Source organism: Pseudonocardia yuanmonensis, assembly GCF_039542425.1.
Lineage (GTDB): Bacteria > Actinomycetota > Actinomycetes > Mycobacteriales > Pseudonocardiaceae > Pseudonocardia > Pseudonocardia yuanmonensis.
On sequence record NZ_BAABIC010000002.1, the window covers coordinates 321810 to 345206 of the forward strand.

At 75.6% G+C, this 23397-nt stretch carries 22 protein-coding genes and 2 pseudogenes; 14 read left to right on the forward strand and 10 right to left on the reverse strand.

The features are described from left to right. Positions 1-19: 19 nt before the first annotated feature. On the forward strand, positions 20-1297 hold the full coding sequence (locus ABD990_RS03955; RefSeq protein WP_345378380.1) for a cation:proton antiporter: 1278 nt from the start codon (positions 20-22) through the stop codon (positions 1295-1297). 96 nt (positions 1298-1393) lie between these two features. On the opposite strand, the gene ABD990_RS03960 is transcribed toward ABD990_RS03955, so the two are convergent. The 3 genes from ABD990_RS03960 to ABD990_RS03970 all read right to left on the reverse strand — a co-directional run bounded on the left by ABD990_RS03960 (position 1394) and on the right by ABD990_RS03970 (position 3271). After that, positions 1394-1579: a CsbD family protein gene (locus ABD990_RS03960; RefSeq protein ID WP_345378382.1), complete on the reverse strand. Its 186-nt coding sequence runs from the start codon at positions 1577-1579 to the stop codon at positions 1394-1396. Positions 1580-1672: 93 nt separating this feature from the next. Then, positions 1673-2638, reverse strand: a complete 966-nt coding sequence (locus ABD990_RS03965; RefSeq protein ID WP_345378383.1) for an MEDS domain-containing protein — start codon at positions 2636-2638, stop codon at positions 1673-1675. 252 nt (positions 2639-2890) lie between these two features. Next, the gene (locus ABD990_RS03970) at positions 2891-3271 is read right to left on the reverse strand and encodes a VOC family protein (protein ID WP_345378385.1); all 381 of its coding nucleotides are present in this window, start codon (positions 3269-3271) and stop codon (positions 2891-2893) included. Between the two features lie 319 nt (positions 3272-3590). Here ABD990_RS03970 and ABD990_RS03975 point away from each other — a divergent pair, with 319 nt between their 5' ends. From ABD990_RS03975 to ABD990_RS04015, 9 genes and pseudogenes are all read left to right on the forward strand, one after another. Beyond that, on the forward strand, positions 3591-4043 hold the full coding sequence (locus ABD990_RS03975; protein WP_345378386.1) for a CBS domain-containing protein: 453 nt from the start codon (positions 3591-3593) through the stop codon (positions 4041-4043). Further along, positions 4040-4780 carry a SpoIIAA family protein gene (locus ABD990_RS03980; RefSeq protein ID WP_345378388.1) on the forward strand — a complete coding sequence of 247 codons (741 nt, stop codon included), beginning with the start codon at positions 4040-4042 and terminating at the stop codon, positions 4778-4780. Before ABD990_RS03975 ends, ABD990_RS03980 begins: the two co-directional genes overlap by 4 nt. Before the next feature lie 106 nt (positions 4781-4886). After that, positions 4887-5837 carry a universal stress protein gene (locus tag ABD990_RS03985; RefSeq protein ID WP_345378389.1) on the forward strand — a complete coding sequence of 317 codons (951 nt, stop codon included), beginning with the start codon at positions 4887-4889 and terminating at the stop codon, positions 5835-5837. After that, positions 5834-8178 (forward strand): annotated as a pseudogene (gene ppsA, locus ABD990_RS03990) (phosphoenolpyruvate synthase). Before ABD990_RS03985 ends, ppsA begins: the two are co-directional and overlap by 4 nt. Before the next feature lie 31 nt (positions 8179-8209). Next, positions 8210-8404 (forward strand): annotated as a pseudogene (locus ABD990_RS03995) (DUF1918 domain-containing protein); the annotation flags it as partial. Between the two features lie 119 nt (positions 8405-8523). Continuing rightward, the gene (locus ABD990_RS04000; RefSeq protein WP_345378390.1) at positions 8524-9030 is read left to right on the forward strand and encodes a universal stress protein; all 507 of its coding nucleotides are present in this window, start codon (positions 8524-8526) and stop codon (positions 9028-9030) included. Then, positions 9027-9770: a CBS domain-containing protein gene (locus ABD990_RS04005; RefSeq protein ID WP_345378391.1), complete on the forward strand. Its 744-nt coding sequence runs from the start codon at positions 9027-9029 to the stop codon at positions 9768-9770. Before ABD990_RS04000 ends, ABD990_RS04005 begins: the two co-directional genes overlap by 4 nt. 5 nt (positions 9771-9775) lie before the next feature. Continuing rightward, positions 9776-11326: a DUF4389 domain-containing protein gene (locus tag ABD990_RS04010; RefSeq protein WP_345378392.1), complete on the forward strand. Its 1551-nt coding sequence runs from the start codon at positions 9776-9778 to the stop codon at positions 11324-11326. Positions 11327-11545: 219 nt separating this feature from the next. Continuing rightward, positions 11546-11812, forward strand: a complete 267-nt coding sequence (locus tag ABD990_RS04015; protein WP_345378393.1) for a DUF1876 domain-containing protein — start codon at positions 11546-11548, stop codon at positions 11810-11812. Between the two features lie 124 nt (positions 11813-11936). Here ABD990_RS04015 and ABD990_RS04020 read toward each other — a convergent pair whose 3' ends face one another. From ABD990_RS04020 to ABD990_RS04035, 4 genes are all read right to left on the reverse strand, one after another. After that, positions 11937-13799 (reverse strand): AMP-binding protein, encoded by a 1863-nt coding sequence (locus ABD990_RS04020; protein ID WP_345378395.1) that lies wholly within the window; start codon positions 13797-13799, stop codon positions 11937-11939. A 115-nt stretch (positions 13800-13914) separates the two neighbouring features. Then, positions 13915-15294, reverse strand: coding sequence for a rhodanese-like domain-containing protein (locus ABD990_RS04025; RefSeq protein WP_345378396.1), 1380 nt, complete (start codon positions 15292-15294; stop codon positions 13915-13917). A 348-nt stretch (positions 15295-15642) separates the two neighbouring features. After that, positions 15643-16527, reverse strand: coding sequence for a sulfite exporter TauE/SafE family protein (locus tag ABD990_RS04030; protein WP_345378398.1), 885 nt, complete (start codon positions 16525-16527; stop codon positions 15643-15645). Next, positions 16527-16868, reverse strand: a complete 342-nt coding sequence (locus ABD990_RS04035) for a rhodanese-like domain-containing protein (RefSeq protein WP_345378399.1) — start codon at positions 16866-16868, stop codon at positions 16527-16529. Before ABD990_RS04035 ends, ABD990_RS04030 begins: the two co-directional genes overlap by 1 nt. 300 nt (positions 16869-17168) lie before the next feature. Here ABD990_RS04035 and ABD990_RS04040 point away from each other — a divergent pair, with 300 nt between their 5' ends. Continuing rightward, complete coding sequence (locus ABD990_RS04040) at positions 17169-17360, forward strand: hypothetical protein (RefSeq protein ID WP_345378400.1); 192 nt, start codon at positions 17169-17171, stop codon at positions 17358-17360. A 36-nt stretch (positions 17361-17396) separates the two neighbouring features. Here ABD990_RS04040 and ABD990_RS04045 read toward each other — a convergent pair whose 3' ends face one another. Continuing rightward, positions 17397-18854, reverse strand: a complete 1458-nt coding sequence (locus tag ABD990_RS04045; RefSeq protein WP_345378401.1) for a multicopper oxidase family protein — start codon at positions 18852-18854, stop codon at positions 17397-17399. A gap of 140 nt (positions 18855-18994) precedes the next feature. Then, on the reverse strand, positions 18995-19615 hold the full coding sequence (locus tag ABD990_RS04050) for a universal stress protein (RefSeq protein WP_345378402.1): 621 nt from the start codon (positions 19613-19615) through the stop codon (positions 18995-18997). A 368-nt stretch (positions 19616-19983) separates the two neighbouring features. Here ABD990_RS04050 and ABD990_RS04055 point away from each other — a divergent pair, with 368 nt between their 5' ends. Next, the gene (locus tag ABD990_RS04055; RefSeq protein WP_345378403.1) at positions 19984-20166 is read left to right on the forward strand and encodes a hypothetical protein; all 183 of its coding nucleotides are present in this window, start codon (positions 19984-19986) and stop codon (positions 20164-20166) included. A gap of 34 nt (positions 20167-20200) precedes the next feature. Further along, positions 20201-22681, forward strand: coding sequence for a glycoside hydrolase family 65 protein (locus ABD990_RS04060; RefSeq protein ID WP_345378405.1), 2481 nt, complete (start codon positions 20201-20203; stop codon positions 22679-22681). A 63-nt stretch (positions 22682-22744) separates the two neighbouring features. Here the strand turns inward: ABD990_RS04060 and ABD990_RS34285 are convergent, their stop codons facing one another. Continuing rightward, positions 22745-23032 carry a universal stress protein gene (locus ABD990_RS34285; RefSeq protein ID WP_425569395.1) on the reverse strand — a complete coding sequence of 96 codons (288 nt, stop codon included), beginning with the start codon at positions 23030-23032 and terminating at the stop codon, positions 22745-22747. Here ABD990_RS34285 and ABD990_RS04065 point away from each other — a divergent pair. Then, positions 23023-23343, forward strand: a complete 321-nt coding sequence (locus tag ABD990_RS04065; protein ID WP_345378406.1) for a hypothetical protein — start codon at positions 23023-23025, stop codon at positions 23341-23343. The two genes, ABD990_RS34285 and ABD990_RS04065, sit on opposite strands and share 10 nt — an antisense overlap. Positions 23344-23397 lie beyond the last annotated feature (54 nt).

Sequence of the window (23397 nt, forward strand, 5' to 3'; positions counted from 1 at the left end):
ACCGTGGGCGCGTAGCCGCGTGGACCTGCTCGACCTGACCTACGCCCTGGTCGGTGTGGGTGCCCTGCTGGCGGGCCTGCTGCCACGCCTGCTCGCTCGTCGTCCCCTGTCGATGCCGATCGTGTTCCTCGGTCTGGGCGTGGTGCTCTTCGCGCTCCCGTTGGGCCTGCCCGACCCGGACCCGCTCGCCCATCCCGGGATCGCGGAGCGCCTCACGGAGCTGACCGTGATCGTCGCGCTGATGGGTGCCGGGCTGAAGCTCGACCGGCCGTTGTCCTGGCGGCGCTGGTCGTCGACGTGGCGGCTCCTGGCCGTCGCGATGCCGCTGAGCATCGCGGCCGCGGCACTGCTGGGTTGGTGGTGGATCGGGCTCGCCCCCGCCGCGGCGATCCTGCTCGGGTCCGCGCTCGCTCCCACCGATCCGGTGCTGGCCTCCGACGTGCAGGTCGGTGAGCCCAGCGAGGACGAGGACGGCGAGGACGAGGTGCGCTTCGCCCTGACCTCGGAGGCGGGGCTCAACGACGCGCTGGCCTTCCCCTTCGTCTACCTGGCGGTCACGCTCGCGACGGTCGGCGCCACCGCCGGCGGGTTCGGCACCTGGTTCGCCGAGGACGTGATTCTCAAGGTCCTGATCGGCGTGGTGGGCGGCGTCGTCACCGGGCGGCTGCTCGGCCTGCTGTTCTTCCGCCCGCGGTCGACGGTCCTGCACATGGCCTCGCACGCCGAGGGGTTCACCGCCCTCGCCGCCACCTTCCTGTCCTACGGGCTGACCGAGGTGGCCGGCGGCTACGGGTTCCTCGCGGTGTTCCTCTGCGCCCGGTCGATCCGGGCCGCCGAACGCCGCCACGACTACCACCAGGTGCTGCACGACTTCGTCGAGCAGATCGAGCGGCTGCTGACGGTCCTGTTGCTGGTGCTGCTCGGCGGGGCGATCGTGCGGGGGTTGTTCGAGGGACTCGACTGGCGGATCGCCGCGGTCGCTCTGGTCGTCGTCCTCGTCGTCCGGCCGCTGACGGCGACGCTCGCACTGTGGCGGGGACACGGGGACCTGGGCGAGCGGACGGCGATCGCCGTGTTCGGCATCCGCGGGATCGGCACCTTCTACTACATCGCCTACGCCACGTCCGAGGCCGGCTTCGGCGGTGTCGAGCAGATCTGGGCGACGGCCGGGCTCGTCGTCGTCCTCTCCGTCGTCCTCCACGGCATCGCGGCGACCCCGGTCATGACCCGGCTCGACCGGAGGCGCCAGGCCAGGAGCGAGCATTCCCCGCGACCGGGACGGGGCGTGGGGGAATGACGATGCGCCCACAGCCCGACATCCGGCAGCCGCACCGGCTGCCGGATGGCGTCGCGCTACTGCTCGCCGTGCCCCGTCAGGGCCGGCGATCCCGAGCTACTTCTTGAACACGTCCTTGGCGGCGTCCTTCACCTTCTCGCCCGCCTGCTTGACGTGCCCCGACGCCTGGTCCCCGCGGCCCTCGGCCTCGAGACCCTCGTCGTCCGTGGCGCGACCGACGCCCTCCTTGGCCTTGCCCTTCAGCTCCTCGGCCTTGTTGTCGATCTTGTCGTCCGTGGCCATGGTCCACTCCTCCGGTCGGTTCGCCCGAGCTGATGCTGCCTGACAGCACGTGGGCTACCCGGAAGTCGACGCCGCGGAACGTCTCCTCCGGGGTCAGAGCGAGCAGTCGAGGAACAAGGCGACCCGCGCGCCTCCGCCCGGCCGGGCACCGATGACCAGGTCGTGACAGAGCTGGCGGGCGAGCCAGAGCCCGGAGCCGACGACCCCGGTCCGGTCCGCGGCGAGGGGCGCGTCGACGCCGGTCCAGGGATCCGGGACGCCGGGCCCGCGATCGGTGACGACACAGAGCCACTGCCCGTCCCCACGGTGGAGGTTGACCCCGACCGGCGGCCTCCCGTGCTGCAGGGCGTTGCTGACGACCTCGTTCACGGCGGCGACGAAGTCCTGCGCGCGCTCCCGCTCGACGCCGGCCTCCCGCAGGGCGTGCTGCACGGCCCGTCGGGCCGCGGCGGGGGAGCGGCAGTCGAGCAGGCCGACCAGGGCGGGGCCGCTCTCGAGGGGGTGGCGGTCCGGCCGGGCGAGCTGGTCGAGGACGTCGGCGGCGGTGCGGGCCCGGGGGCCGGGTCGGGTGCCCTCCGCCGTGACCACGTGCTCGTGGGTCGCCAGGGCGAGGTCGAGCAGGGCGGGCGGGGTGGTGCGGGTGTCGTACCGGCACTGGCCGTAGAAACCGAACGGTCCGAGGACCCGGCCGACGAGCGCCTCGTAGCGCATCCACTCGGCCTGCGACGCCGGGTCCGGGCCGAGGGGGACGACGCCGCTGGAGCGCACCCGCCGGCCGGCGGCGTTCTCCTGCGCGCACAGCCGCTGGTACTGCCCGACCGTGGCCATCATGTGCTGGTAGCGGCCGGTGTTCGGGGTGAAGACGACGCGCGGGTCGTCGCCGACGCTCGCGCGCAGCACCTCGACCTCGTGCTCGGGTCCGTGCACCAGCACCAGGTCGCCGGCGGCGATCCCGTCGACGATGAACTCCCGGCTCGCCGCCGCCAGGTCGGCGTCCGAGCCGAACAGCACGACGTCGTGCCGGTAGCCGGGGTGCTGACCGCCGGCGGGCTCACGCACGGTGGACGACATGGTGGTGCGCTCAGTGCTCCTCGACCGACGATCAGCACCGGCCGCAGGGTGACCCTCGGTCGACCCGCGCCGGGCTCGAGGCGGTTGCCTCCCGTGCCGGGACCGGCTGCTGCGGTCCCGACAACCCTACGACTCTAGCCCGGCCCCGCCTGCCGCCGTCGCACCGCTCGCGCCGGGAGGGCCGGCTCAGGGAGTGCCGGTCGACCGGGGTGTGGCGGCGCTGCCCTCGTGGGCGCCCCGTTACTGCTCGGCGGGCGTGGCCTCGCGGGTCGCGGCGAAGAGGCCCAGGATGTTGCCGTCCGGATCGGCGAACATCGCGATCTCGCCCATGTCGCCGACGGGGGCCGGGCCCATCACCCGACGCGCCCCGAGCTCCTCGGCCCTGCTCAGGGACTTCTCGAGGTCGTCCACCCCCACGTAGACGGTCACCCAGGGCTGCATGCCCTCGGGGGCCTGCATGATCCCGCCGCCGATCCCGGTGCCGGAACCGGTGTCCACCACGCCGTAGTCCTCGCCGCCCGGGAAGGGGGTCACGGTCCACCCGAACAGGTCGGCGTAGAAGCGGCGGGACCGGTCGCCGTTGGCGGCGCCGATCTCGAAGTGCACGACGGGCGCGCCCATGCGCCACCTCCTCGCTCGGCCGGCGGTTCGGCCGGCTCGGTCACGTGATCAGAGGATCGCGAGCGTCTCGTCGTGACGCGAGGGCCGCTGGTCCCGACCAGCTGCCCCGGAGGTCCCGGGGCGGGCGGCACCGCGGCGTCGGTGGCGCCGTGCCACCCCGCGTACCGCAGGTCCCCGGTGCTCCGGTCCGACGGTCCGGGCTGTCGGGCCGGTGGTCCGGAGGCCCGGGTCCTTCGACACCTGCCGCGCATCCCGTCGGCGGTCGACCGTGGACGGGGACGACGCTCCGCGGTGGACGCGTCGGGACCGGGAGGACGTGATGAAGGTTCGCGACGCCATGGCTGCGTCGGTCACGACGTTGCGGCCCGACACGCCGCTGCAGGCGGCGGCGTCCATCCTCGCGGCCCACGGTCATCGCGCGGCGCCGGTGGTCGACGACGAGGGGCACCTCGTCGGCGTCGTGGGCGAGGCCGACCTGACGTGCGGGCACCTCCCGAACGGCTGGGCGGTCGAGATCGACCCGGAGTGCGTGGTCGCCGCGGTCATGACGCACCGGCCCCCGTCCGCCGGTCCGGACGACGACCTGGCCGACGTCGTGAACGAGATGCTGGAGAAGGGGGTGCGTGCGGTGCCGGTGGTGGACGGGCACGACGTGGTGGGGATCGTGACGAAACAGGACGTCCTGCGTCTCGTCGCCGACCCACGACTGTCGTGCGGGCAGACCGGGACGGAACGCGGCGGCGACGGCCGCCGTGACCGGAGGACCACGTGATCGAGAAGTTGACCGGACTGCCGGACGGCGTCCTCGGCCTGCGGGCCGGGGGCCGGCTCACCCAGCAGGACTACGAGGACGTTATCAGGCCCCTGGTCGAGGAGGCCGTGCGGGAGGGCCGCCGGCTGCGTTGCCTGATCGAGATCGACGACGACTTCGGCGGCCTGACACCGCCCGCGGTCGTCGACGACATGACCCTCGGCCTGCGCACCGTCGGGGCCTTCGACGGGGTCGCGGTCGTCACCGACCTCGCCTGGATCCGGACGCCGACGCAGTGGGCGGCGTTCGTGGTCCCGTTCCCGATGCGCGTGTTCCCGAGGACGGATCGGGGCCCGGCGGCCGAGTGGCTCGCCGCGCTGCCGGCCGGGGCCAGGATCGAGGTCACTCTCGACGAGACCACCGGCGTCGTCACCGCTGAGGTGAGCGAGGCCCTGCGGATCGAGGACTTCGAGCGCCTCGCGGCGACCGTCGACCCGTGGATGCACGCGCACGGCGAGCTGCCCGGCGTCGTGCTCCACGTCCGCCGGGTCCCCGGGTGGACGAGCCTGGGCAGTCTGCTGCGGCACGTCCGGTTCGTGGTGGGACACCAGGGCAAGGTCGGGCGCCTCGCGCTCGCCACGGACGTCCCGGCCGCCGAGGTCGTGGCCTCCGTCGCCGGCCAGGTCATGCACCCGCAGATCCGCGCGTTCGGCTACGAGGACCTCCGGGCGGCGCAGGTCTGGGCCGCCGGCCCCTGACAGAGGCCCGGGGTCCTTCGGCCTCGGGGAACGGGCCGGAGCGCCGCTGTGCTCCGGGCCCCGGCCGACCGACCGTGGGGCGATCGTCCGGACACCGGGAGGAAGCATGGCGGGCATGGTCGGCGGCGCGGTCGTCGTGGGGATCGACGGCTCGGATCACGCCCTGGAGGCGGTGCGCTGGGCGGCGCCGGAGGCGCGCGGGCGGGGCGTGCGGCTGCGCCTGGTCGCCGCCGTCCGCCCACCCCGGGCCGATCTGGTGCTCCCGCCGCGGGAGGCGGACACGCAGCACCTGGCCAGGATGCAGGCGGCCCGGAAGTCGGTCGAGACGGCGGCCGCCGCGGCCGCCACGGCCGCGCCCGGTCTGGAGATCGACGGCGAGGTGGTCGGCGGGATGCCGGCCGCCGTCCTGGCCGAGGAGTCGCGGACCGCGGCACTGGTGGTCGTGGGCAACCGGGGCCGCGGCGGGTTCACGGGCCTGCTGCTCGGCTCCGTCGGGCTCACGCTGGCCGCGGAGGCCACGTGCCCGGTGGTCGTGGTGCGCGGCCGCACGGACCGGGGACGGGGCGTCGTGGTCGGAGTGGACGGCACGCCCCTCGGCGACGCCGCGCTGGGCTTCGCCTTCGCCGAGGTCGCGGAGCGCGGCGGCCTGCTCGTCGCCGTCCGGGCCTGGGCGGAGGCGGCGCTCGACCCGTTCCTGGAGCCGCTGCTCGACTGGGACGCGATCGCCGCGGACGAGCGCGAGGTGCTCGACCGGGCGCTGGCGCCCTGGGAGGAGAAGTTCCCCGGGGTCGGCGTGCGCCGCGTGCTGGTGCGGGAGAACGCCGCGAAGGCGCTGATGGAGCAGGCGGGGACCGCCGCCCTCGTGGTGGTCGGGTCGCGCGGGCGGGGCGCCGTCCGCGGCCTGGTGCTCGGGTCGGTCGGGCAGGCCCTGCTGCACCACGCGCCGTGTCCGGTCGCGGTGGTCCATGCACCGGTCGCCGCCGAGGGCCCGACCGCGAACGAGTCGACCGCCACGGAGTCGACCGCCACCGATGCCACACAGGAGGTCGTGCGATGAAGCCGCTGGACCCGCGTTGGATCCGGCTCCTGTCCGAGGTCACCGCGGCCGACGCCCCGGTGGTCGGCGCCAAGGCCGCGAACCTGGGCGAGCTGGTCGCGGCCGGCTTCCCCGTTCCGAAGGGGTTCGTCCTCACCGCCGACGCCTACCGGGACTCGACGGCGGCCGCGGGCGTCCAGGAGGAGCTCGGGACGCTGTACGGCGAGGCGATCCGGGCCGCGTTCGAGCGCCAGCGCCAGACGACGCTCGCCGGTCTCTGCGAGCGGATGCAGGACCTGGTGCGCAAGGTGGGCCTGCGGCCCGAGCTGGTCCAGCAGGTGCACACGGCGTACGCGGGCCTGGGGATCGAGGACCTCGGCCCGGTGAGCGTCGCCGTCCGCTCCTCCGCCCTCGGCGAGGACAGCTCCGCGACGTCGTTCGCCGGCGTGCACTCCACGTTCACGGACGTCCGAGGCGCGGGCGAGCTCGTCGAGCACATCGCCGACTGCTGGGCGTCGGCGCTGTCACCGCGGGCGCTCGTCTACCGCGCGGAGTTCGGCGACAACACGCAACCTGCAGTGGCCGTCGTCGTGCAGCTGATGGTGAACGCCCAGCGCTCCGGCGTCGCCTTCACCGCCGACCCGACGACCGGACGGCGCGACCGGGTGGTGGTCGAGGCCGCGCTCGGGCTGGGCGAGGTCGTGGTGAGCGGGGCCGTCGAGCCCGACACCTACGTCATGGCCGTCCCGGACCTGAGTGTGCAGTCGGTGCGGATCGGGCACCAGACCCACGAGATCGTGCCCGGGGCGGACAGCCGCGGCGTGAGCGTGCGGCTCACCGACGAGCGGGCCGGGGCCCGGGTGCTCGGCGACGCGCAGGCGCAGGCCGTCGCGCGGCTCGCCGTGCGGGTCCAGGAGCATTTCGGCCGTCCCCAGGACGTGGAGTGGGCGATGGCGGGGCAGCAGCTCTGGCTGCTGCAGACCCGACCGGTCACCACGAAGCTGGGACCCGAGGAGCCGACCGAGGAACCGGTGACGGCGGGCCCGCCTCGCGGCACCGTGCTCGCGGCGGGTCTCGGCGCCGCACCGGGCCGGGCGTCCGGGCCCGTCCGCGTACTGCACGAGCCGCGCGACGGGGATCGGTTGCGCACGGGGGACGTGCTGGTCGCGCCCCGGACCGACCCGGACTGGTTGCCGACGCTGCGCCGCGCCGCCGCCGTCGTCACGGACCAGGGCGGGGTGACCTGCCACGCGTCCATCGTGGCCCGCGAGCTCGGCATCCCCTGCGTCGTCGGGGCGCGCACCGCCACGGCGGACCTGCCGGAGGGCGAGCCGGTCACCGTCGACGGCGACACCGGCGAGGTGACGCGCGAGGGCGAGGCACGGGTGGTGCCGGCCGCCACCACCGAGGTCCGGGCGGGCGAGCCCGCTCCGGCTCCCGCGCGGATCCCGACCGGCACCGAGCTGCACGTCAACCTGGCGATGCCGGAGGCCGCCGAACGCGTCGCCGCGCTGGACGTCGACGGGGTCGGGCTGCTGCGCGCGGAGCTGGCCCTCACCTCGGCGCTGGACGGCCGGCACCCGCGGGCGGTGCTCGCCGCCGGCGACGAGGCGGGCTTCGTCGAGGCGATGGCCGGCGCGGTCGGCCGGATCGGGGCGGCCTTCGCCCCGCGCCCGGTGCTCTACCGCACGACCGACCTGCGCAGCAGCGAGTTCCGCGGGCTGCAGGGCGGGGAGGCGTACGAGCCGGTCGAGCGCAACCCGGTGATCGGCTACGGGGCGCGTACCGGTACCTGCGGGAGCCGAATCTGTTCGCGCTCGAGCTGCGGATGCTCGCCGAGGTCCGCGAGCGCCACCCCAACGTGCACCTGATGATCCCGTTCGTGCGGACCCGGTGGGAGCTGGCGGCGGTGCTCGACCTCGTCGACGGCAGCCCGCTGGGACGGCAGCGTGGCCTGCAGCGGTGGTTGACCGCCGAGGTGCCGTCGGTGGTGCACTGGCTGCCGGAGTACGTGGGCCTGGGCATCGACGGCGTGTCGATCGGCAGCAACGACCTCACCCAGCTGGTGCTGGGCGTCGACCGCGACTCCGAGCGGCTCGCCGAGCTCTTCGACGAGTCCGACCCCGCGGTGCTCGCCGCGATCTCGTCGATCATCGAGCAGGCCACCATGTCGGGTGTGCCGACGTCGTTGTACGGGCAGGCGCCGAGCCGGGAACCCGGCTTCGCCGAGTTCCTGGTCCGCGCCGGGATCACGTCGATCTCGGTGAACCCGGACGCGGTCGGGGCCGCGCGGGCCGCGATCGCCGCCGCGGAGCAGCGGGTGCTGCTCGAGTCGGCCCGGCGGACGGAGGGACGACCGTGACCCCCGTCGACCTGCGGGCCAGGTCGGGGACTGGCTGGTGGTGCCGCCCGGACCGCACGAGTCCCACGGCCGGCGCGGCCAGGTCGTCGGCCCGGCCCACCCCGACGGGTCGCCGCCCTACCGGGTGCACTGGCTCGACGACGACGAGAGCCTGGTCTTCCCGCCGCCCGACGCCCACCTCGAGCGGCACCCGCACCACCCCGTCGAGGGGGCCACCGGCAGGTGACCGCCCGGGTCCACCGGCCCCCTCGCCGAGGACCCGCGACCCGTCTCGCCCGCGACCCCGCGCGCGGAAGGCTCCCTCCCGAAGGCCGGGACGAGGCCGGCGCGGGAAGGGGACGAACCGTGGACGCACCGACGATCGTCGTGGGGGTGGACGGCTCGGCCGGCGCGCGGACCGCCCTCGAGCACGCCCTGCGCGACGCCGCCCGGCGGGGCGCACGGGTGCGGGTCGTGATGGCCTTCGAGGCACCCGACTACTGGCCGGAGTTCGACCGGGTGACCGCGCCGCCGACCCCCGCCGAGGTCACCGACAGGATCGAGAGCGGCCTGCGCGAGGCGGTCGCCGAGGCCCGGGCCGATCTCGTCCCGGGCGACGCGCGCGTCGCCGACGTCCCGGTCGACGTGCTCGCGCTGCCGGGATCCCCGGCCCCGGTGCTGCTGGCCCAGGCCCGGGACGCCGATGACCTCGTCGTGGGGCACCGGGGCCGCGGAGGCCTGGCGAGCACGCTGCTCGGCTCGGTCGGCCTGCAGTGCGTGCTGCACGCGCCCTGCCGGGTCACCGTGGTCCGCCCGCCCCGGACGGCGCCGGTGTCCGGCGGGACGACCCGGACATCGGGAGGTGCGCGTTGACCGCCCCGCCCTTGCGGCGGACCCTGGTCCGCGACGTGATGTCCACACGCGTGGTGTCCGTCGGGCCCGACACCGAGTTCGACGAGGTCGCACGTCTGCTGGCCCTGCACGCCGTCCGTGCCGTCCCGGTCCTCGAGGGCACCCGGCTGCTCGGGGTCGTCTCCGAGGCCGACCTGCTGCGGACCGCCGAGTTCGGCGACCCGGCGGTACCCGAGCGCCTGCGCTGGCGCGAATCGGGGCGACCGACGTCGGCGCGGACGCTGATGAGCACCGCGGTGGTGACGGTGCGACCGGAGGCGTCCGTCGCGGAGGCGGCGCGCCGGATGCGGGAACGCGGGGTGGGCTGGCTGGCCGTGACCGAGTTCCACGGCACGGCCGAACACGTCGTCGGGGTGGTCGGCCGGACCGACATCCTCGGCATGTTCCTGCGCGACGACGCGGAGCTGCGCGCCGAGATCGTCGACGGCGTGCTCCGCCCGCTGCTCGGCGCCGCCGCGGACGCGGTGACCGTCGAGGTCGAGCGCGGTGTCGTCACCCTGCGCGGCGCCGTCCCCCGCCACGGTCACACGTCCCGGGTGGCGGCGCTGGTGGGACGGCTGGAGGGCGTCGTCGCCGTCCACGCGGAGCCGGCGTCCGAGGAAGCGACCGACCCGGCCGAGGGCCCGCGCGGGGTGGGTCCTCCGGCCGCGGGGACCGGGCCCGGTGTCCCTGCCGCCCCGGCTCCCCGCGGCGAAGGCTGACGACCATGACGAACTCCGCGTACCCGGTCCGGGTCACCGGTCGGCTCGAGGGCGAGCCGTCGCGCTGGCTGTGGCTGCTGAAGTGGCTCCTGCTCGTACCGCACCTGATCGTGCTGGCCGTGCTGGGGCTCGCGTTCTGGGTCCTGACCGTGGTCGCGTTCGTCGCGATCCTCGTCTCGGGCCGCTATCCCCGGGCGATCTTCGGGTTCAACCTCGGGGTCCTGCGCTGGGGGTGGCGGGTCGCCTACTACGGCTACGCCGCGAACGGCACGGACCGCTACCCGCCGTTCACGCTCGCCGACCGCGCGGACTACCCGGCGCGGCTCGAGATCGACCACCCGGAGCGGTTGTCCCGCGGCCTCGTGCTGGTGAAGTGGTGGCTGCTGGCGCTCCCGCACTACCTCGTGCTGGTCTTCCTGATCGGTGCCGGCGGCACCGTCGTGTGGCGCGTCGGCACCACGGGGGCGACCGGCTTCGACGGCGGCCTGGTCTCCGTGCTGGTCCTGTTCGCCGTCGTGGCGTTGCTGTTCACCGGGCGCTACCCCCGCGGGTTGTTCGACCTCACGCTCGGACTCGACCGCTGGGTGCTGCGGGTGGTCGCGTACGCGGCCCTGATGACGGACGCGTACCCGCCGTTCCGGCTCGACCAGGGCGGGGACGAACCGCTCCCGCTGCCGCCGCCCCTGCCGTCCGGCGGGCCGGGCGAGGCCGCGGTCCCGCCCGCCCCGCAACCACCCGCCGTCACACCCGGCGCGCCGCCGGCCGCGCCCCGCTCCGGTGGTGCCGCGGTCCTGGACCGGCCCGTCGGCGCCGGCGCCCCTCCGGCCCCGCCCGTCGCGCCGGCGCGGACGACCTCCGTGCCGCCGCCGTCGGCCGGCCGGTCCGTGCTGCTCGTCCTCGGCGCGGTCGTCACGGCGATCGCGCTGGGCCTGACCCTGGCCGGGTTCACCGGACTGGTCACCGACCGGGTCGGTCGGGACGCCGCGGGGTTCATCGACTCGGGCGTCGGGACGGCCTCGACCCGCGGGGCCGCACTGCGTACGGAACAGGTGCTGATCGACACCGGGGCGGACACGGACGCGGTCGCGCGCGTCGCCGGAGAGGTCGCCCTGCGTGCCACCTCCCGCACCGGCGACGTGTTCGTCGGGATCGGCCCCAGCGCCGCGGTCGACCGCTATCTCGCCGGCGTCGCGCAGGGCGTGTGGCGCGGCGAGGCCGTCGCGGGCACCCCGCGGGTCGTGACCCGGGTCGACGAGCTCGGCGGCGGGGCGCCGGCGACCCCGCCGGCGGCGCAGACCTTCTGGGTGGCCTCGGCCTCGGGCCCGGGCACGCAGACCGCGCTGTGGACGCCGGAGTCGGGCAGCTGGACCGCGGTGGTGATGAACGCCGACGGCACCGCCCCGGTGGCCGCGGACGTCCAGGTCGGGGCCCAGGTGCCCGTGCTCGGCGCCACATCGGCCGTGGCCCTGTGGACCGGCCTCGGCCTGCTGGCCGTCGGGATCGGAGTGATCGTCGCAGGCGCGCGGACGCGCCGGGAACAGGAGGCGGTCCGTTGATGTGGCAGGCCGTTGCGGCGATCGCGCGCGAGCACGCGCCGCCCGGGTGCTCCCGGTCGACGACATCGCCGCCGTACTCGTCGCCTCGCTCGGGCACGGGGTGACGACGCCGACCGGCCACCCCCGGTCCGGGCACGGACCAGCGGAGCGGCGCCTGAGGCGTCGCTCCGTCCGCAGCACCGTCGACAGAGGAACCGCAGGGAGCACCAGGAGGACACCGTGCACGAGGCGAAGCACTGGACCGTGTCGATCGACATCGACGAGTACGAGGGCAGGACGCGCGCGGTGGCGCGGCTGCACACCCGCGACAGCGACCGTGTGGTGGGGACCGGCCTGGCCCGGTTGAACCCGGCCGACCGGGACGTGCCCGAGATCGGGGACGAGCTGGCGGCGGCGCGGGCGCTGTCGGAGCTCGCCCACCGGCTGCTGGACATCACCGCGAACGACCTCGAACGGGCCAACGCGCCGGTGCGGCACGGCGGTTGACCGCGTCGAGGGCGGTCGCCCCTGATCCCCGCCCGTGCCGCACTCGCCCCTGATCCCCGCCCGTGCCGCACGGAGCCGGACCGGCGGCGACCGACCTGCGGCCCGGGGTGCGGGACCGGCGGGATCAGGGCCCGGGCGTCGGCCCGGGTTCGGGTGGCGGCCCGGGCTCGGGAGGGGGTACGGGTGGTTCGGGCTCGGGTGGCGGCCCGGGTTCCGGCGGGGGGACTGGCTCGGGCGGCGGGAACGGCGGCCGCGGCCCGGGCGGTGGTTGCGGTGGGGGCGGTGCCGGGGTGGGCTCGGGTGGCGGGACCGGCGGCACGGGTGGCGGTTCGGGCCCGGGCGGACCGGGCGGCCGGGGGCCGGGTGGCGGCTGGGGCCCCCGTTCGGCTCCCGCTCGCAGGGTCGCGAAGGCCGTGACCGGCCCGCCGGCGGCCGGGTCCCGGACAGGCCCGCCGGCGTCCGGGTCCAGGACGCCGGTCACGCCCGCCTCGCCGACCGCCGGATGCGGTACGAGCGTGCTCTCGACCTCGGAAGGCCCGACCAGGTGGCCGGCGGACCCGACGACGTCGTCGGCGCGGCCGACGAACCAGTACCAGCCGTCGCGGTCGCGGCGGGCGATGTCGCCGGTGAGGTACCAGCCGGCGGCGAAGCAGGCGGCGTACCGCTCCGGCTCCCCCAGGTAGCCACGGAACATCGACGGCCACCCCGCCCGCAGGGCCAGCTCGCCCTGCGCCTCGCCGTGCAGCACCTTGACCCGGCCGTCGGGGGCCACGAGCGCGCGCCCGCCCGGGCCCTGTTCCAGCAGCCCGGCGCCGATGCCCGGCACCGGCCTGCCCATCGAACCGGGCCGGATGTCCGAGCCCGCGAAGTTGGAGATCATGATCGCGCCGGTCTCGGTCTGCCACCACGTGTCGTGCACCGGGCGTCCGAGCACCGTGTCCGCCCACACCACGACCTCGCCGTTGAGCGGCTCGCCGACACTGGCGATCAGCCGCAGGGCCGACAGGTCGTGCCGCCGCGCCTCCTCCGGGCCGGCCGCCATGAACATCCGCAGCGCGGTCGGGGCGGTGTACCAGACCGTCACGCGCTGCTCGTCGAGGACGCGGTACCAGCGGCGCACGTCGAACTCGCGGGCGTCGGCGACCAGCGTCGCGCCCACCACGAGAGGGGCGACGATCCCGTAGGAGGTGCCGGTGACCCAGCCGGGGTCCGCAGTGCACCAGTAGACGTCGTCGGGCCGCAGGTCCAGCGCCTCGCGGGCGGTGGCATGGTGGGCGACCACCGCCTCGTGCACGTGCAGCGCACCCTTGGGGGTGCCGGTCGTGCCGCTGGTGAAGTGCAGCAACGCCGGGTCCCCCGGGTCGGTGGGACCGATGCGGTACTCGGGGCTCGCCGCGTCCAGCAGGGCGTCCAGCGAGCAGCCGTCCTCGCCGGGCGGCCCGACGAGCAGCACGTGGCGCAGCCCCGGCAGGGCGGCCCGGATCGGGGCGACGCTCCGCCGGTACAGGGCCGACGTGGTGACCAGGACCGCGGCCTCGCCCAGCTCCAGCCGGCGGCGGACCGGTTCCGGGCCGAAGGCGGAGAACAGCGGGGCCAGCACCGCCCGCGCCTTCAGCGTCCCGAGGGCGGTGACGTAGAGTTCGGGCCTCGTGCCGAGCAGGGTGAAGACGCGCTCGCCGGGCCGCATCCCGAGGGCGTCCAGGACGTTGGCGAACCGGTTGCTGCGGCGCGCGAGCTCGCCGTAGGTCAGCTCGTGGACCGTGCCGTCGCGGTCCAGGAACCGCACGGCCGTCCGGCCGCGGCGGGCCGGGTGCGTGGCGTGCCGGTCGACCGCCTCGTGGGCGATGTTGAGCCCGGCTCCGCCCGGCAGCCCGGACAGCTCCAGCCGGGCGTGCGTCCAGCTGAACTCGCGCCGGGCGCGCGCGTAGTCACCCATGATCGCGGCGCGCCGCACGTGGTCCGGCTTGCCGATCGTCGCGGAGGACATGCGACGAGCCTGGCGGGGACGGCGCCGACGTGGCAGGGGCACGGGGCCTCGCGCCGGGGGGACCTCCGACCCCGACGCGGGACGCCCTCGGGCCGTCCGGCTCGCCGCCGGGCGCTCAGCTCACGGGTTGGGCGAGCGCGGACCAGGCCCCGTACCCGCCGATCAGGTCGGACACGTCGGCGAACCCGGCGCGGCGCAGCAGCGAGGCGGCGACGCTCGAGCGGTAGCCGCCGGCGCAGTAGGCCACCACGGGCCGGCCCGGCGGGATCTCGGCGAGGCGGTTCGGCAACTGCGCGAGCGGGATGTGCCGGGCGCCCGGGATCGCGCCCTGGGCGAGCTCGCCGCGGTTGCGGACGTCGAGCAGCACCGGTGGCACCGCCCCGCGCACCGCGCCGGCCAGCTGCGGAGCGGTGACCCGGCTGGCGCGGGCGATCCGTTCCGGCGTGCCGAGGAACGCGCCCTCGGGTTCGCGCAGGTAGCCCGCGACGCGGTCGAACCCGATGCGGGCGAGCCGGACCACGATCTCCTCCTCGCGGTCCTGCGGGGCGACCACGACGACCTGCTCGTCGGGGCGCACGACCGTGCCCGCGGTCTCGGCGAACCGGCCGTCTGCCGGGACGTTGAGCGACCCGCGCAGGTGGCCGACGGCGAACTCCTGCGGGTCACGCGCGTCGACCACCACCGCACCGGCCTCCTGCAGCCGGAGCACCTCGGCCAGGTCGAGCGGCTGCGCGTGGCGGGCGGGGTCGAACACCTCGTGGGCGCGGCGGTTGAGCACCGCGTCGTAGACGAAGTAGCCCGGCATCGCCGGCTGGCCCGCCGTCACCAGGGCGACGAAGTCCTCCTCGGCCATCGCCTGGCACGCGTAGTTCCCGGTCCGCTGGTCGCCGATGGTCGACGAGCGCTCGGTGGAGAGGTTCTTCCCGCACGCCGAGCCGGCGCCGTGGGCGGGGAAGACCCGGACCTCGTCGGGCAGGGTCATCAGCCGCCGGACCGACGCGTACAACATCCGCGCGAGCTCCTCGGCGGTGTGTCCGGCGGAGGCGAGCAGGTCCGGCCGCCCGACGTCGCCGATGAACAGCGCGTCCCCGGTGAGCACGCCGTAGGGCACCTCGTCGCGGTCGTGCTCGTGGACCAGCACGCTGATCGACTCGGGGGTGTGCCCGGGGGTCTCCCAGATCTCGAGGACCACGTCGCCCAGCGCGACGCGTTCACCGTCGGCGAGGTGGCGGACCGGGAACTCCGCCCGGGCCCGGGAGCCGAACCCGATCCACGCCCCCGTCGCCTGGGCGAGCTCGAGGTGCCCGGCCAGGAAGTCGGCGTGGAAGTGGGTGTCGATCACCCCGACGATCCGCAGCCCGTGCGCCTGCGCGTCGGCGAGGTACTCGCCCACGTCGCGACGGGGGTCGACGACGACCGCCTGCCCGGTCGTCTCGTCCCCGACCAGGTACGACGCCTGGGACAGACAGTCCAGGTAGTACTGGGTGAAGATCATGACCGGCACTCCTCGCTCGGCGGCGGTGCTGTCACCCGGGGAACCCTCGGGGGCGTGCCTCTCCTTCCCGCCGATCTGCCCGTTCCCCGGGGGCCGAGGACCCGACGCCCGGGACAGGACGACCCGACCACGCCTCCGGGTCCGACGGTAGGGGCTCTCGTCCTGTCCGCGGACCTCCGGACGCGTCAGGCGGGGAGGAAGAGCCGGCCCCGGACGCTGCCGTGGGCGGTGCGGGCGGCGGCGTGCGACGGACCCTGCGCGGGGTGTGGCCGGAGGGCCCCGTCCCGGCCGGACCGGCCCGCGAGCTCCTGCGTCTCGCCGGCGCGCACCTGACGGGTCGGCGGGTGGTCAGAGGGCCAGCAGGTTCTGGACGCCGACGAACGACCCGACCGCGACGAGCAGCCACGCGAACGCGATCCCGAGCGTGCGCCCGGAGAGCCGGTCGGAGATCCGCTTGCCGAGGAGCGTGCCGACCACGGCGGCCAGGGCGAACGGTACGACGACCCGCCAGTCGAGGTGCAGGGCGCCGAGGCGCGAGACCATCGACGAGGCCGAGTTCACCGCGATGATCAGCAGTGATGTGCCGATCGCGAGGGACATCGGCATCCGGAGCATGATCACCAGCACCGGCACCACGAGGAACCCGCCGCCGACGCCGAGGAAGCCGGTGAGAAAGCCGACCGACGCCCCTCCCACGGCGATCTTGGCCGAGGTGGCGAGGAGCGGACCGGCCCGCGATCGCCTGTCCGTCGCCAGGGCCGTTCCGGCCGTCCCCGGTTCGGGGGCGGGTGCCGTCGCGGCGTCGCCGCGCTCGTCCGGGTCGTCGCCGGTCGGGTCCGCCGCGGCGGGCTCGGCGGGCTCGGCGGCTCGTCGCCTGCCGCGGGCGTCGAGCAGCATCGCCACCGCGGCGACCAGGGTCAGGCCGGCGAAGGCGAGCATGAGGGTGGGGTGGTCGACGCGCTGGTTGAGGGAGGTGCCCAGCCAGGCCGCCGGGATCCCGACGACGCCGAACATCACGCCCGTCCGCCAGTCGACGCCTCCGGACCGGCCGCGCGCGATCACGCCGACGGTGGCCGTGACGCCGACGATGACCACGCTGGCCGTGGTCGCGGCCTGGGCCGACTGCCCCAACAGGTAGACCAGCGCAGGCACCGTGAGGACCCCGCCACCGCCGCCGAGGCCGCCGATGACGGCGCCCATGACGAGCCCAAGCAGCGCCGCCAGGACGACCATCAGGCCACGCTGCCCGGCGTGCCGTCGTCCCGGACGACGGCACCGCCCTGCGCCGCCCACGCCTGCATGCCCCCGGCGAGGTTGCGGACGTCCCTCCCCGCGGCGGCGAGCAGCCGCGCGGCCTCCGCGGAGCGGCGGCCGGAGCGGCACACCGCGACGACGACCCGGTCGGTGGGGACGGCCGCCGGATCGACCGCGGCCAGTGGCAGGTGGACCGCGCCGGGGATGTGGCCGGCCGCCCACTCGGCGGGCTCGCGGACGTCGAGCAGGAGGGCCCCCCGCGCGGCGAGTGCCTGCGCCTCGGTGGGGTCGACCTCGCCGACCGGGTCTGCTGCGCTCATGATGCGGTCCTCAGTCGTGTCTCAACAAATGAGAGAACGTCTCTTTAATGTACGGTCATTTGACGGGTGCGGCAAGCGCCGAGACCCGGATCGTCACATCCCCTTGTCGTCGGGTGGTGGCGGATGGTGAGCTGGTCACGTGAGTTCCCGGGGCAGGTCGACGCCGCACGCGTTCTGCGTGTGCCTCCTGGCGGCGGACCAGCTCTCGGTCGACGACCGGCGCTGTCGCCCGCAGTCGTAGCGCCGCTCGAGCCGGGCCGGCGCCCGTCGTCCGTACCGACCAGACCCCGAGGACCCGCCGTGCCCGCCGACGCCCGCTCCACCGCCACCCCTCGCGTGCCCGTTCCGGGCGCCGGGCGGGACCGCCCGACGCCCGACCACCACACCACCGTCCCCGAGTCGTCCCGTGGCCTGCCGGCCCGGTGGGTGTCGCTGCTGTGGCGCATCGGCGCCGCGGTCCGGGCGGCGCACTCGTCGTCCGTCCCCTTCTGACCGCCCGACCCGGAGCGGCCCCGCCCGGTCGAGGTCTCACCGGACCACGACCGTGGCCATCATCCCGGCGTCCTCGTGATCGAGGATGTGGCAGTGGTACACGCTGCGGCCGGTGTGTGTGGTGAAGGCGATGCGCACCTTCACCCAGCCGCCCGCCGGCACGAGCACCACGTCCTGGGGAACACCGGCAGTCGGTCGGCCGTCGCTGGCGGCCACCACCGTGAACGGCCAGACGTGCAGGTGGAACGGGTGGGCGAGCGGACCGGAGTTGAGGACCGTCCACTCCTCCACGGTGCCGGCCGCCACGATCTGGTCGTCACGGTCCGGATCGAACGGGCGCCCGTCGATGGTCATGACCGCCTGCCCGCCGCCCATCATGGGACCGCCCATGCCCATCCGGAACGTCGTCGAACGCCGCGCGGTGGCGGGCGCGACCGCGGACTCGGCGGGCAGCGTGACCGGCAACGCGGGCGCGGGGGCCGCCTGCCCGTCCACCACGAGGGTGGCGAGGGTGATCGGGCCGCCGGACCGGGTGCCGCCCATCATGGCGTTCCCGCGGTCGAACGGGTCGAGGATCAGTGCGAAGCGCCCGGCCACCACGGGCGAGACGACGACGTCGATCCGGTTGCCCGGGGCGAGAACCGCGCGCCCTTCCGCGACCGGGCCCGGGAGGAAGGTGCCGTCCTGCGCGATCTGCGCGAGCGTGTGGCCCTCCAACCGCAGCGCGAGCACCCGCGAGGTGCAGGCGTTGACGATCCGCCAGCGCTGGGCCTCGCCGGACGTGGCCGGCACCACCGGACGGTGCTGCCCGTTGACCAGCACCAGGTCACCCTCGCGTCCCCGCATCCGGTCCATGGGGCCGACGGCGGCGACGGAGCCGTCCGGTTCGAGCGTGATGTCGGTGACGAGCAGGACCCGGTCGTCGGCGACGGGGAGCGCCGGACCGCCGTCGACGAGCAGGGCGCCCGCGAGGCCACCGAAGAGCTGATCGGCGACCGTGCGGTGGTGGTGCGGGTGGTACCACTGCGTGCCGGGCGGGTGGTCGGGGGGAACGCGGTAGCGGTAGTCGAACGACGCGCCCGGCTCGATCCGGACGAAGGCGTTGTCGCCGTCGCCCTGCGGGGAGACCCGCAGGCCGTGCGTGTGCAGGTTGGTGGGCTGGTCCAGGTGGTTGGTCATCCGCACCGCCAGCTCGTCGCCCGGCCGCACACGCAGCGTCGGCCCCGGTGACGAGCCGTTGAACCCGAGGGCCCGGGTGTCACGGCCCGCGATCCGGACCCCCGCAGCCGCAACCAGCTCGACGTCCAGCCGGCCGTCCCGCCCGACCAGCTCCGCAGGCCGGGCGAGCTCCTCGTCCGGGGAGCCGCCCTGGACCCGGTCGCCGACCGGGGTGATCGGGCCGTCGGTGGCCACCCAGCCGGCGGCGCCGGCGATCGTGGCCGCGACCCCCGCACCGCCGAGCGCCAGTGCCCGGCGGCGGCTGATGCGTGTCATCGCACGTGCTCCCTCCACCCGCCACGGTGTCCGCGGATCGAGTCCCGGAGCAGGGGAGAAGGGCCCGGATGCCGACCCTGTCCGGTGCGCCTGACGCCGCGGTGCGTGACGTCCTCGCCACCCGGGAGGGCGCTACGCGCTCAGCACGCCCGCGGCACGACCAGCACCGAGCAGGGCGCGTGGACGACGGCGGCGCGGGCGGTCAGCCCGAGCTCGTCCGGGCCGTGCGGGCGCGGACCACCGACGACCAGGAGATCGGCGTCGAGGGTCTCGTCGAGGACCTCGTGCGGCCACGCACGGACGAGCTCGCGGCCGACGGGCACACCCGGCTGCTCGACCGTGCCGACGGAGGTCACCAGTCGGCGCCCGCGCTCCACCGCCTCGGCGAGGCCGATGCTGCGCTCACCGAAGGAGCGGGGCACGGCGTGGACGATCCGCAACCGCGCGCGGCAGGCCGCCGCCGCGGAGGCCGCCGCCGCGACGACGGGCCGGTCCGCGTCGTGCTCCTGGACCGCCGCCACGATCCGGCGAGGCGGGGAACCGCCGTCGTGACGCAGGAGCAGCACCGGTCCGCGGCGGGTCCGGTACGCCCGCGCGATCGCGACGTCGTGCGCGCCTGCGGGGGCCAGCTCCGCCGTCGCTCCCGCGTGGTCCACCCAACCGCGGACCCAAGTGGGGAGCGCGGGCGTGTCGACCTCGTCGGCGGGCAGCACGAGCATCGTGCCCAGGCCTGTGGGGACGGACTGGTCCAGCACGGTCATCGGGCGCTCCGGGGCGTCGGTTCGGTACGGGTCCAGGGTGGGTCACCGGAGGCGGTCGTGGCAGGGCCGGTGGGCCCGTCCACCCCGATCGGGGACGGGGCCGCCCTGCCGGGTCCAACGTCCCGTCACGACGGGTCGATGCGCAGCGGCGCCCCGACGACCGGACGTCGCATCCTCGGATCCACGGAACGGAGGCGGCCATGACGGAGCGCGCCCGGCAGTCCCCGGGACCGGGCGGTCGTCGCGGGGATCGACGGCTCCCGGACGTCGATCGACGCCGCGACCCGGGCGGCCCGGGAGGCGGACCGGCGAGGCGCCCCTGCGTCCGGCACCACGGGGTGACCCGAACAGATCCGGGAGGAGCGGTCATGGTCGAGCTCAGGTTGACCCACGAGGAGGCGGAGACGGTCCACGAGGTCGTCAGCGCGCTCCTCGGACGCATGTCCATGGAGATCGCGGACACGGACAACCCGCGATACCGGACCTACCTCAGGCAGCGGCGGGAGATCCTGCTCCGGGTGCGCGACACCCTGGCGAACGCGGTCCTGTGACCGTGCGTGGACCGAGGGCCGGGCGGTCCCGCTCGTGACCGCCGCCGCGCGGGTGCAGGACGACTGGACCCTGGTCCTCGAGGGGTTCGATCCCGCCGACGAGGGCCGGCGCGAGGCGCTGTGCACCCTCGGCAACGGCTACCAGGCGGTGCGCGGCGCCGCGCCGGAGAGCCCCGCGGGCGGCCCGCACTACCCGGGCACCTACGCCGCCGGGTTCTTCAACCGGCTCCGCGACGAGGTGGGCGGCGCGGTCGTCGAGACCGAGAGCATGGTCAACCTGCCCAACTGGCTGGTGCTGCGGATCGCGGTCGAGGGCGAGTGGATCGACCCGCTCGACCCCGCCCACCTGCTCGACCACCGGCTCACCCTGGACATGCGACGCGGGCTGCTGAGCCGGGTCCTGCGGTTCACCGACGGGGCGGGCCGCCGAACCGCGGTGCGCCAGCGCCGCTTCGTGCACATGGGCCTGCGGCACCTCGCCGGCCTGCAGACCGTCGTGACACCGGAGAACTGGTCCGGGCGCCTGCGCCTGCGCTCCGGCCTCGACGGCCGGGTCACGAACAGCGGCGTCGCGCGGTACCGGGACATGGCGGACCGGCACCTGCGGGTCGCGAGCACGGAGGAGGTCGACCCCGAGACCCTGCTGCTCGTCGCCCGGACCACCCAGTCCGAGCTGCTGGTGGCCGAGGCGGCCCGTACCCGCGTGGACGCCGGCACCGGCATCGCGACCGGCCGCCGCACCGTGCGCGAGCGCGGACGGATCTCCCACGACCTGGAGGCGGACGTCGCCGAGGGCCGCGCGCTGACCGTCGAGAAGATCGTCGCGCTGGTCACCTCCCGGGACGTCGCGGTGTCCCACCCGGCGCTGACGGCCGTCGAGCAGCTCGCCGAGGCCCCGTGCTTCCAGGCCCTGCTGACGAGCCACGAGCTGGCGTGGGACCAGCTGTGGCGGCGCTTCCGCGTCGACCTCACCGACGGCCGGGGGACCGCGACGGCCGAGACCCTCCGCACCCTGCGGCTGGACCTGTTCCACGTGCTCCAGACCGTCTCGCCGCACGACCTCGATCTCGACGCCGGCATCCCCGCGCGCGGCCTGCACGGCGAGGCGTACCGCGGGCACGTGTTCTGGGACGAGCTGTTCGTGCTCCCGGTGCTGACGCTGCGCATGCCGCAGCTCGCGCGGGCGCTGCTGCACTACCGCGTCCGCCGGCTCGACGCCGCCCGCCATGCCGCCCGGGTGGCCGGGCACCGCGGGGCGATGTACCCGTGGCAGTCCGGCAGCGACGGTCGCGAGGAGAGCCAGCGGGTGCACCTCAACCCCCGCTCGGGCCGGTGGATGCCCGACACCAGCCACCTGCAGCGCCACGTCGGGCTGGCGGTGGCCTACGACGTCTGGCAGTACTACCAGGCCACCGGCGACCTGGACTTCCTCGCCGGGCACGGCGCCGAGGTCGTCCTCGAGGTCGCCCGGTTCTTCGCCGACCTCGCCCGGCACGACCCGGCGTCGGACCGTTACAGGATCCGGGGCGTGATGGGGCCGGACGAGTACTCGACCCGGTATCCCGGGGCGGCCGAGCCCGGCATCGACGACAACGCCTACACGAACGTCATGGCCGTGTGGCTGTGGCACCGGGCGCGGGACACCCTCGCCGTGCTGCCCAGCACCCGGCGCGCCGAGCTCGTCGAACGGCTCGGGCTGACCCCGGCGGAGCTGCTGCACTGGGACGACCTGTGCCGGCGCATGTACGTGCCCTTCCGGGCCGACGGCGTCCTCGAGCAGTTCCACGGCGCGAGCCTGCTCCCCGAGCTCGACTGGGCGGACTACCGGCGCCGCTACGGCGACCTGCAGCGGCTCGACCGCATCCTGGAGGCCGAGGGCCGGTCGGTGGACGACTACCAGGTCACCAAGCAGGCCGACGCGCTCATGCTCTTCTACCTGCTCTCGGCGGACGAGCTGCGCGAGCTGCTCGGCGGGCTCGGATACGCGCTCCCGCCGGAGGTCATCCCGCGCACCATCGACCACCACCTCGCGCACACGGCGCACGGCTCGACGCTGAGCGCCCTCGTGCACGCCTGGGTGCTGGCCCGCGCCCACCGCGAGGACGCCCTCGACCACTTCGAGCGCGCGGTGCGCAGCGACCTGGCCGACGTGCAGGGCGGCACCACAGCCGAGGGCGTGCACCTGGGGGCGATGGCCGGATCCGTCGACCTGCTCCAGCGCTGCTTCGCCGGGCTGGAGACCCGTGCCGACGCCCTCTGGTTCAACCCGCACTGGCCGGCCCGCTACGGGGCGCTGGAGTTCACCGTGGAGTACCGAAGCCACACGCTCGACGTCCAGGTCAGCGGCCGCGAGGTCCGGGTCGCCGCCGCCCCCGGGCCCGGCACGCCGGTGCGGGTGGGATGCGGCGACGACGTCCGGCTCCTGCGCCCCGGCGAGGCGCTCCGGTTCGTCGCGATGTCCGGTGCGACCGACCGACCTGCCGCGGCAGGACCGGGCGGCGTCGCCTCCCGATGACGGCCGACCGACCTCATCGAGCACGTCGGCACGGATCTCGTCGTCGAGCGCAGGAACGCGCGGTCAGGCCGGTCGCCGGGCCGGCCGTGTCCTGCGACCGGCGGCCGGGCTCCGGCGCGCGGGCTCCGGCACGACGAGGACCGGACAGCGGGCGGCGGCCACGACCGCGGCGGCGGGCGCGCCCGCGAGGGTCCGGGTGGGCGACCCGCGCTGCGAGCGACCCAGCACGAGCAGCTCCGCGTGGGGTCGGGCGCCGTCCCACCCGAGCGGTACCGATCGGCGCGCGGTCGGCGGACCTTGGGCCCTGCCCGGCTCGTCGGCGGCGCCGAACCCTCGGCGGCATGAACGCACTGCTGTCCGGCCGGCCCGAGCGGACCGGGCCGGAGGACCGCGACGACGGGACCCGCGGGACCGGCGGCGACGGGCCGAGGGGCCACCCGGGAACGGGCAGCACGGCCCTGCCGTCGCGCGCCCCCGAGGAGGAACGTCGGCCGTGGATCGACGCCTCCGACGGCCCGGACGCCTGGGGCGACCTCGACGGTGAAGCCGGCGACGAGGAGCACGTCCTCGCCGCCCTGTACGGGGACGAGGCCGACCTCGACGCCCCGTCGACGCGGCGCTCCTCGCGCAGCCGGACGCGCCGGGGTGTCGACCCACCATGACCAGTACGGACGACAGGACGCGTACCGACCTCGCAGGCCCGGCGGTCACGCGCG

Bases quoted from the DNA above. Each gene is read 5' to 3' on its own strand.
- ABD990_RS03960 (WP_345378382.1), bottom strand. From the start codon at position 1,579: ATGGCCACGGACGACAAGATCGACAACAAGGCCGAGGAGCTGAAGGGC.
- ABD990_RS03970 (WP_345378385.1), bottom strand. From the start codon at position 3,271: ATGGGCGCGCCCGTCGTGCACTTCGAGATCGGCGCCGCCAACGGCGAC.
- ABD990_RS03975 (WP_345378386.1), top strand. From the start codon at position 3,591: ATGAAGGTTCGCGACGCCATGGCTGCGTCGGTCACGACGTTGCGGCCC.
- ABD990_RS03985 (WP_345378389.1), top strand. From the start codon at position 4,887: ATGGCGGGCATGGTCGGCGGCGCGGTCGTCGTGGGGATCGACGGCTCG.
- ABD990_RS04010 (WP_345378392.1), top strand. From the start codon at position 9,776: ATGACGAACTCCGCGTACCCGGTCCGGGTCACCGGTCGGCTCGAGGGC.
- ABD990_RS04020 (WP_345378395.1), bottom strand. From the start codon at position 13,799: ATGTCCTCCGCGACGATCGGCAAGCCGGACCACGTGCGGCGCGCCGCG.
- ABD990_RS04025 (WP_345378396.1), bottom strand. From the start codon at position 15,294: ATGATCTTCACCCAGTACTACCTGGACTGTCTGTCCCAGGCGTCGTAC.
- ABD990_RS04030 (WP_345378398.1), bottom strand. From the start codon at position 16,527: ATGGTCGTCCTGGCGGCGCTGCTTGGGCTCGTCATGGGCGCCGTCATC.
- ABD990_RS04035 (WP_345378399.1), bottom strand. From the start codon at position 16,868: ATGAGCGCAGCAGACCCGGTCGGCGAGGTCGACCCCACCGAGGCGCAG.
- ABD990_RS04045 (WP_345378401.1), bottom strand. From the start codon at position 18,854: ATGACACGCATCAGCCGCCGCCGGGCACTGGCGCTCGGCGGTGCGGGG.
- ABD990_RS04050 (WP_345378402.1), bottom strand. From the start codon at position 19,615: ATGACCGTGCTGGACCAGTCCGTCCCCACAGGCCTGGGCACGATGCTC.
- ABD990_RS04055 (WP_345378403.1), top strand. From the start codon at position 19,984: ATGGTCGAGCTCAGGTTGACCCACGAGGAGGCGGAGACGGTCCACGAG.
- ABD990_RS04065 (WP_345378406.1), top strand. From the start codon at position 23,023: ATGAACGCACTGCTGTCCGGCCGGCCCGAGCGGACCGGGCCGGAGGAC.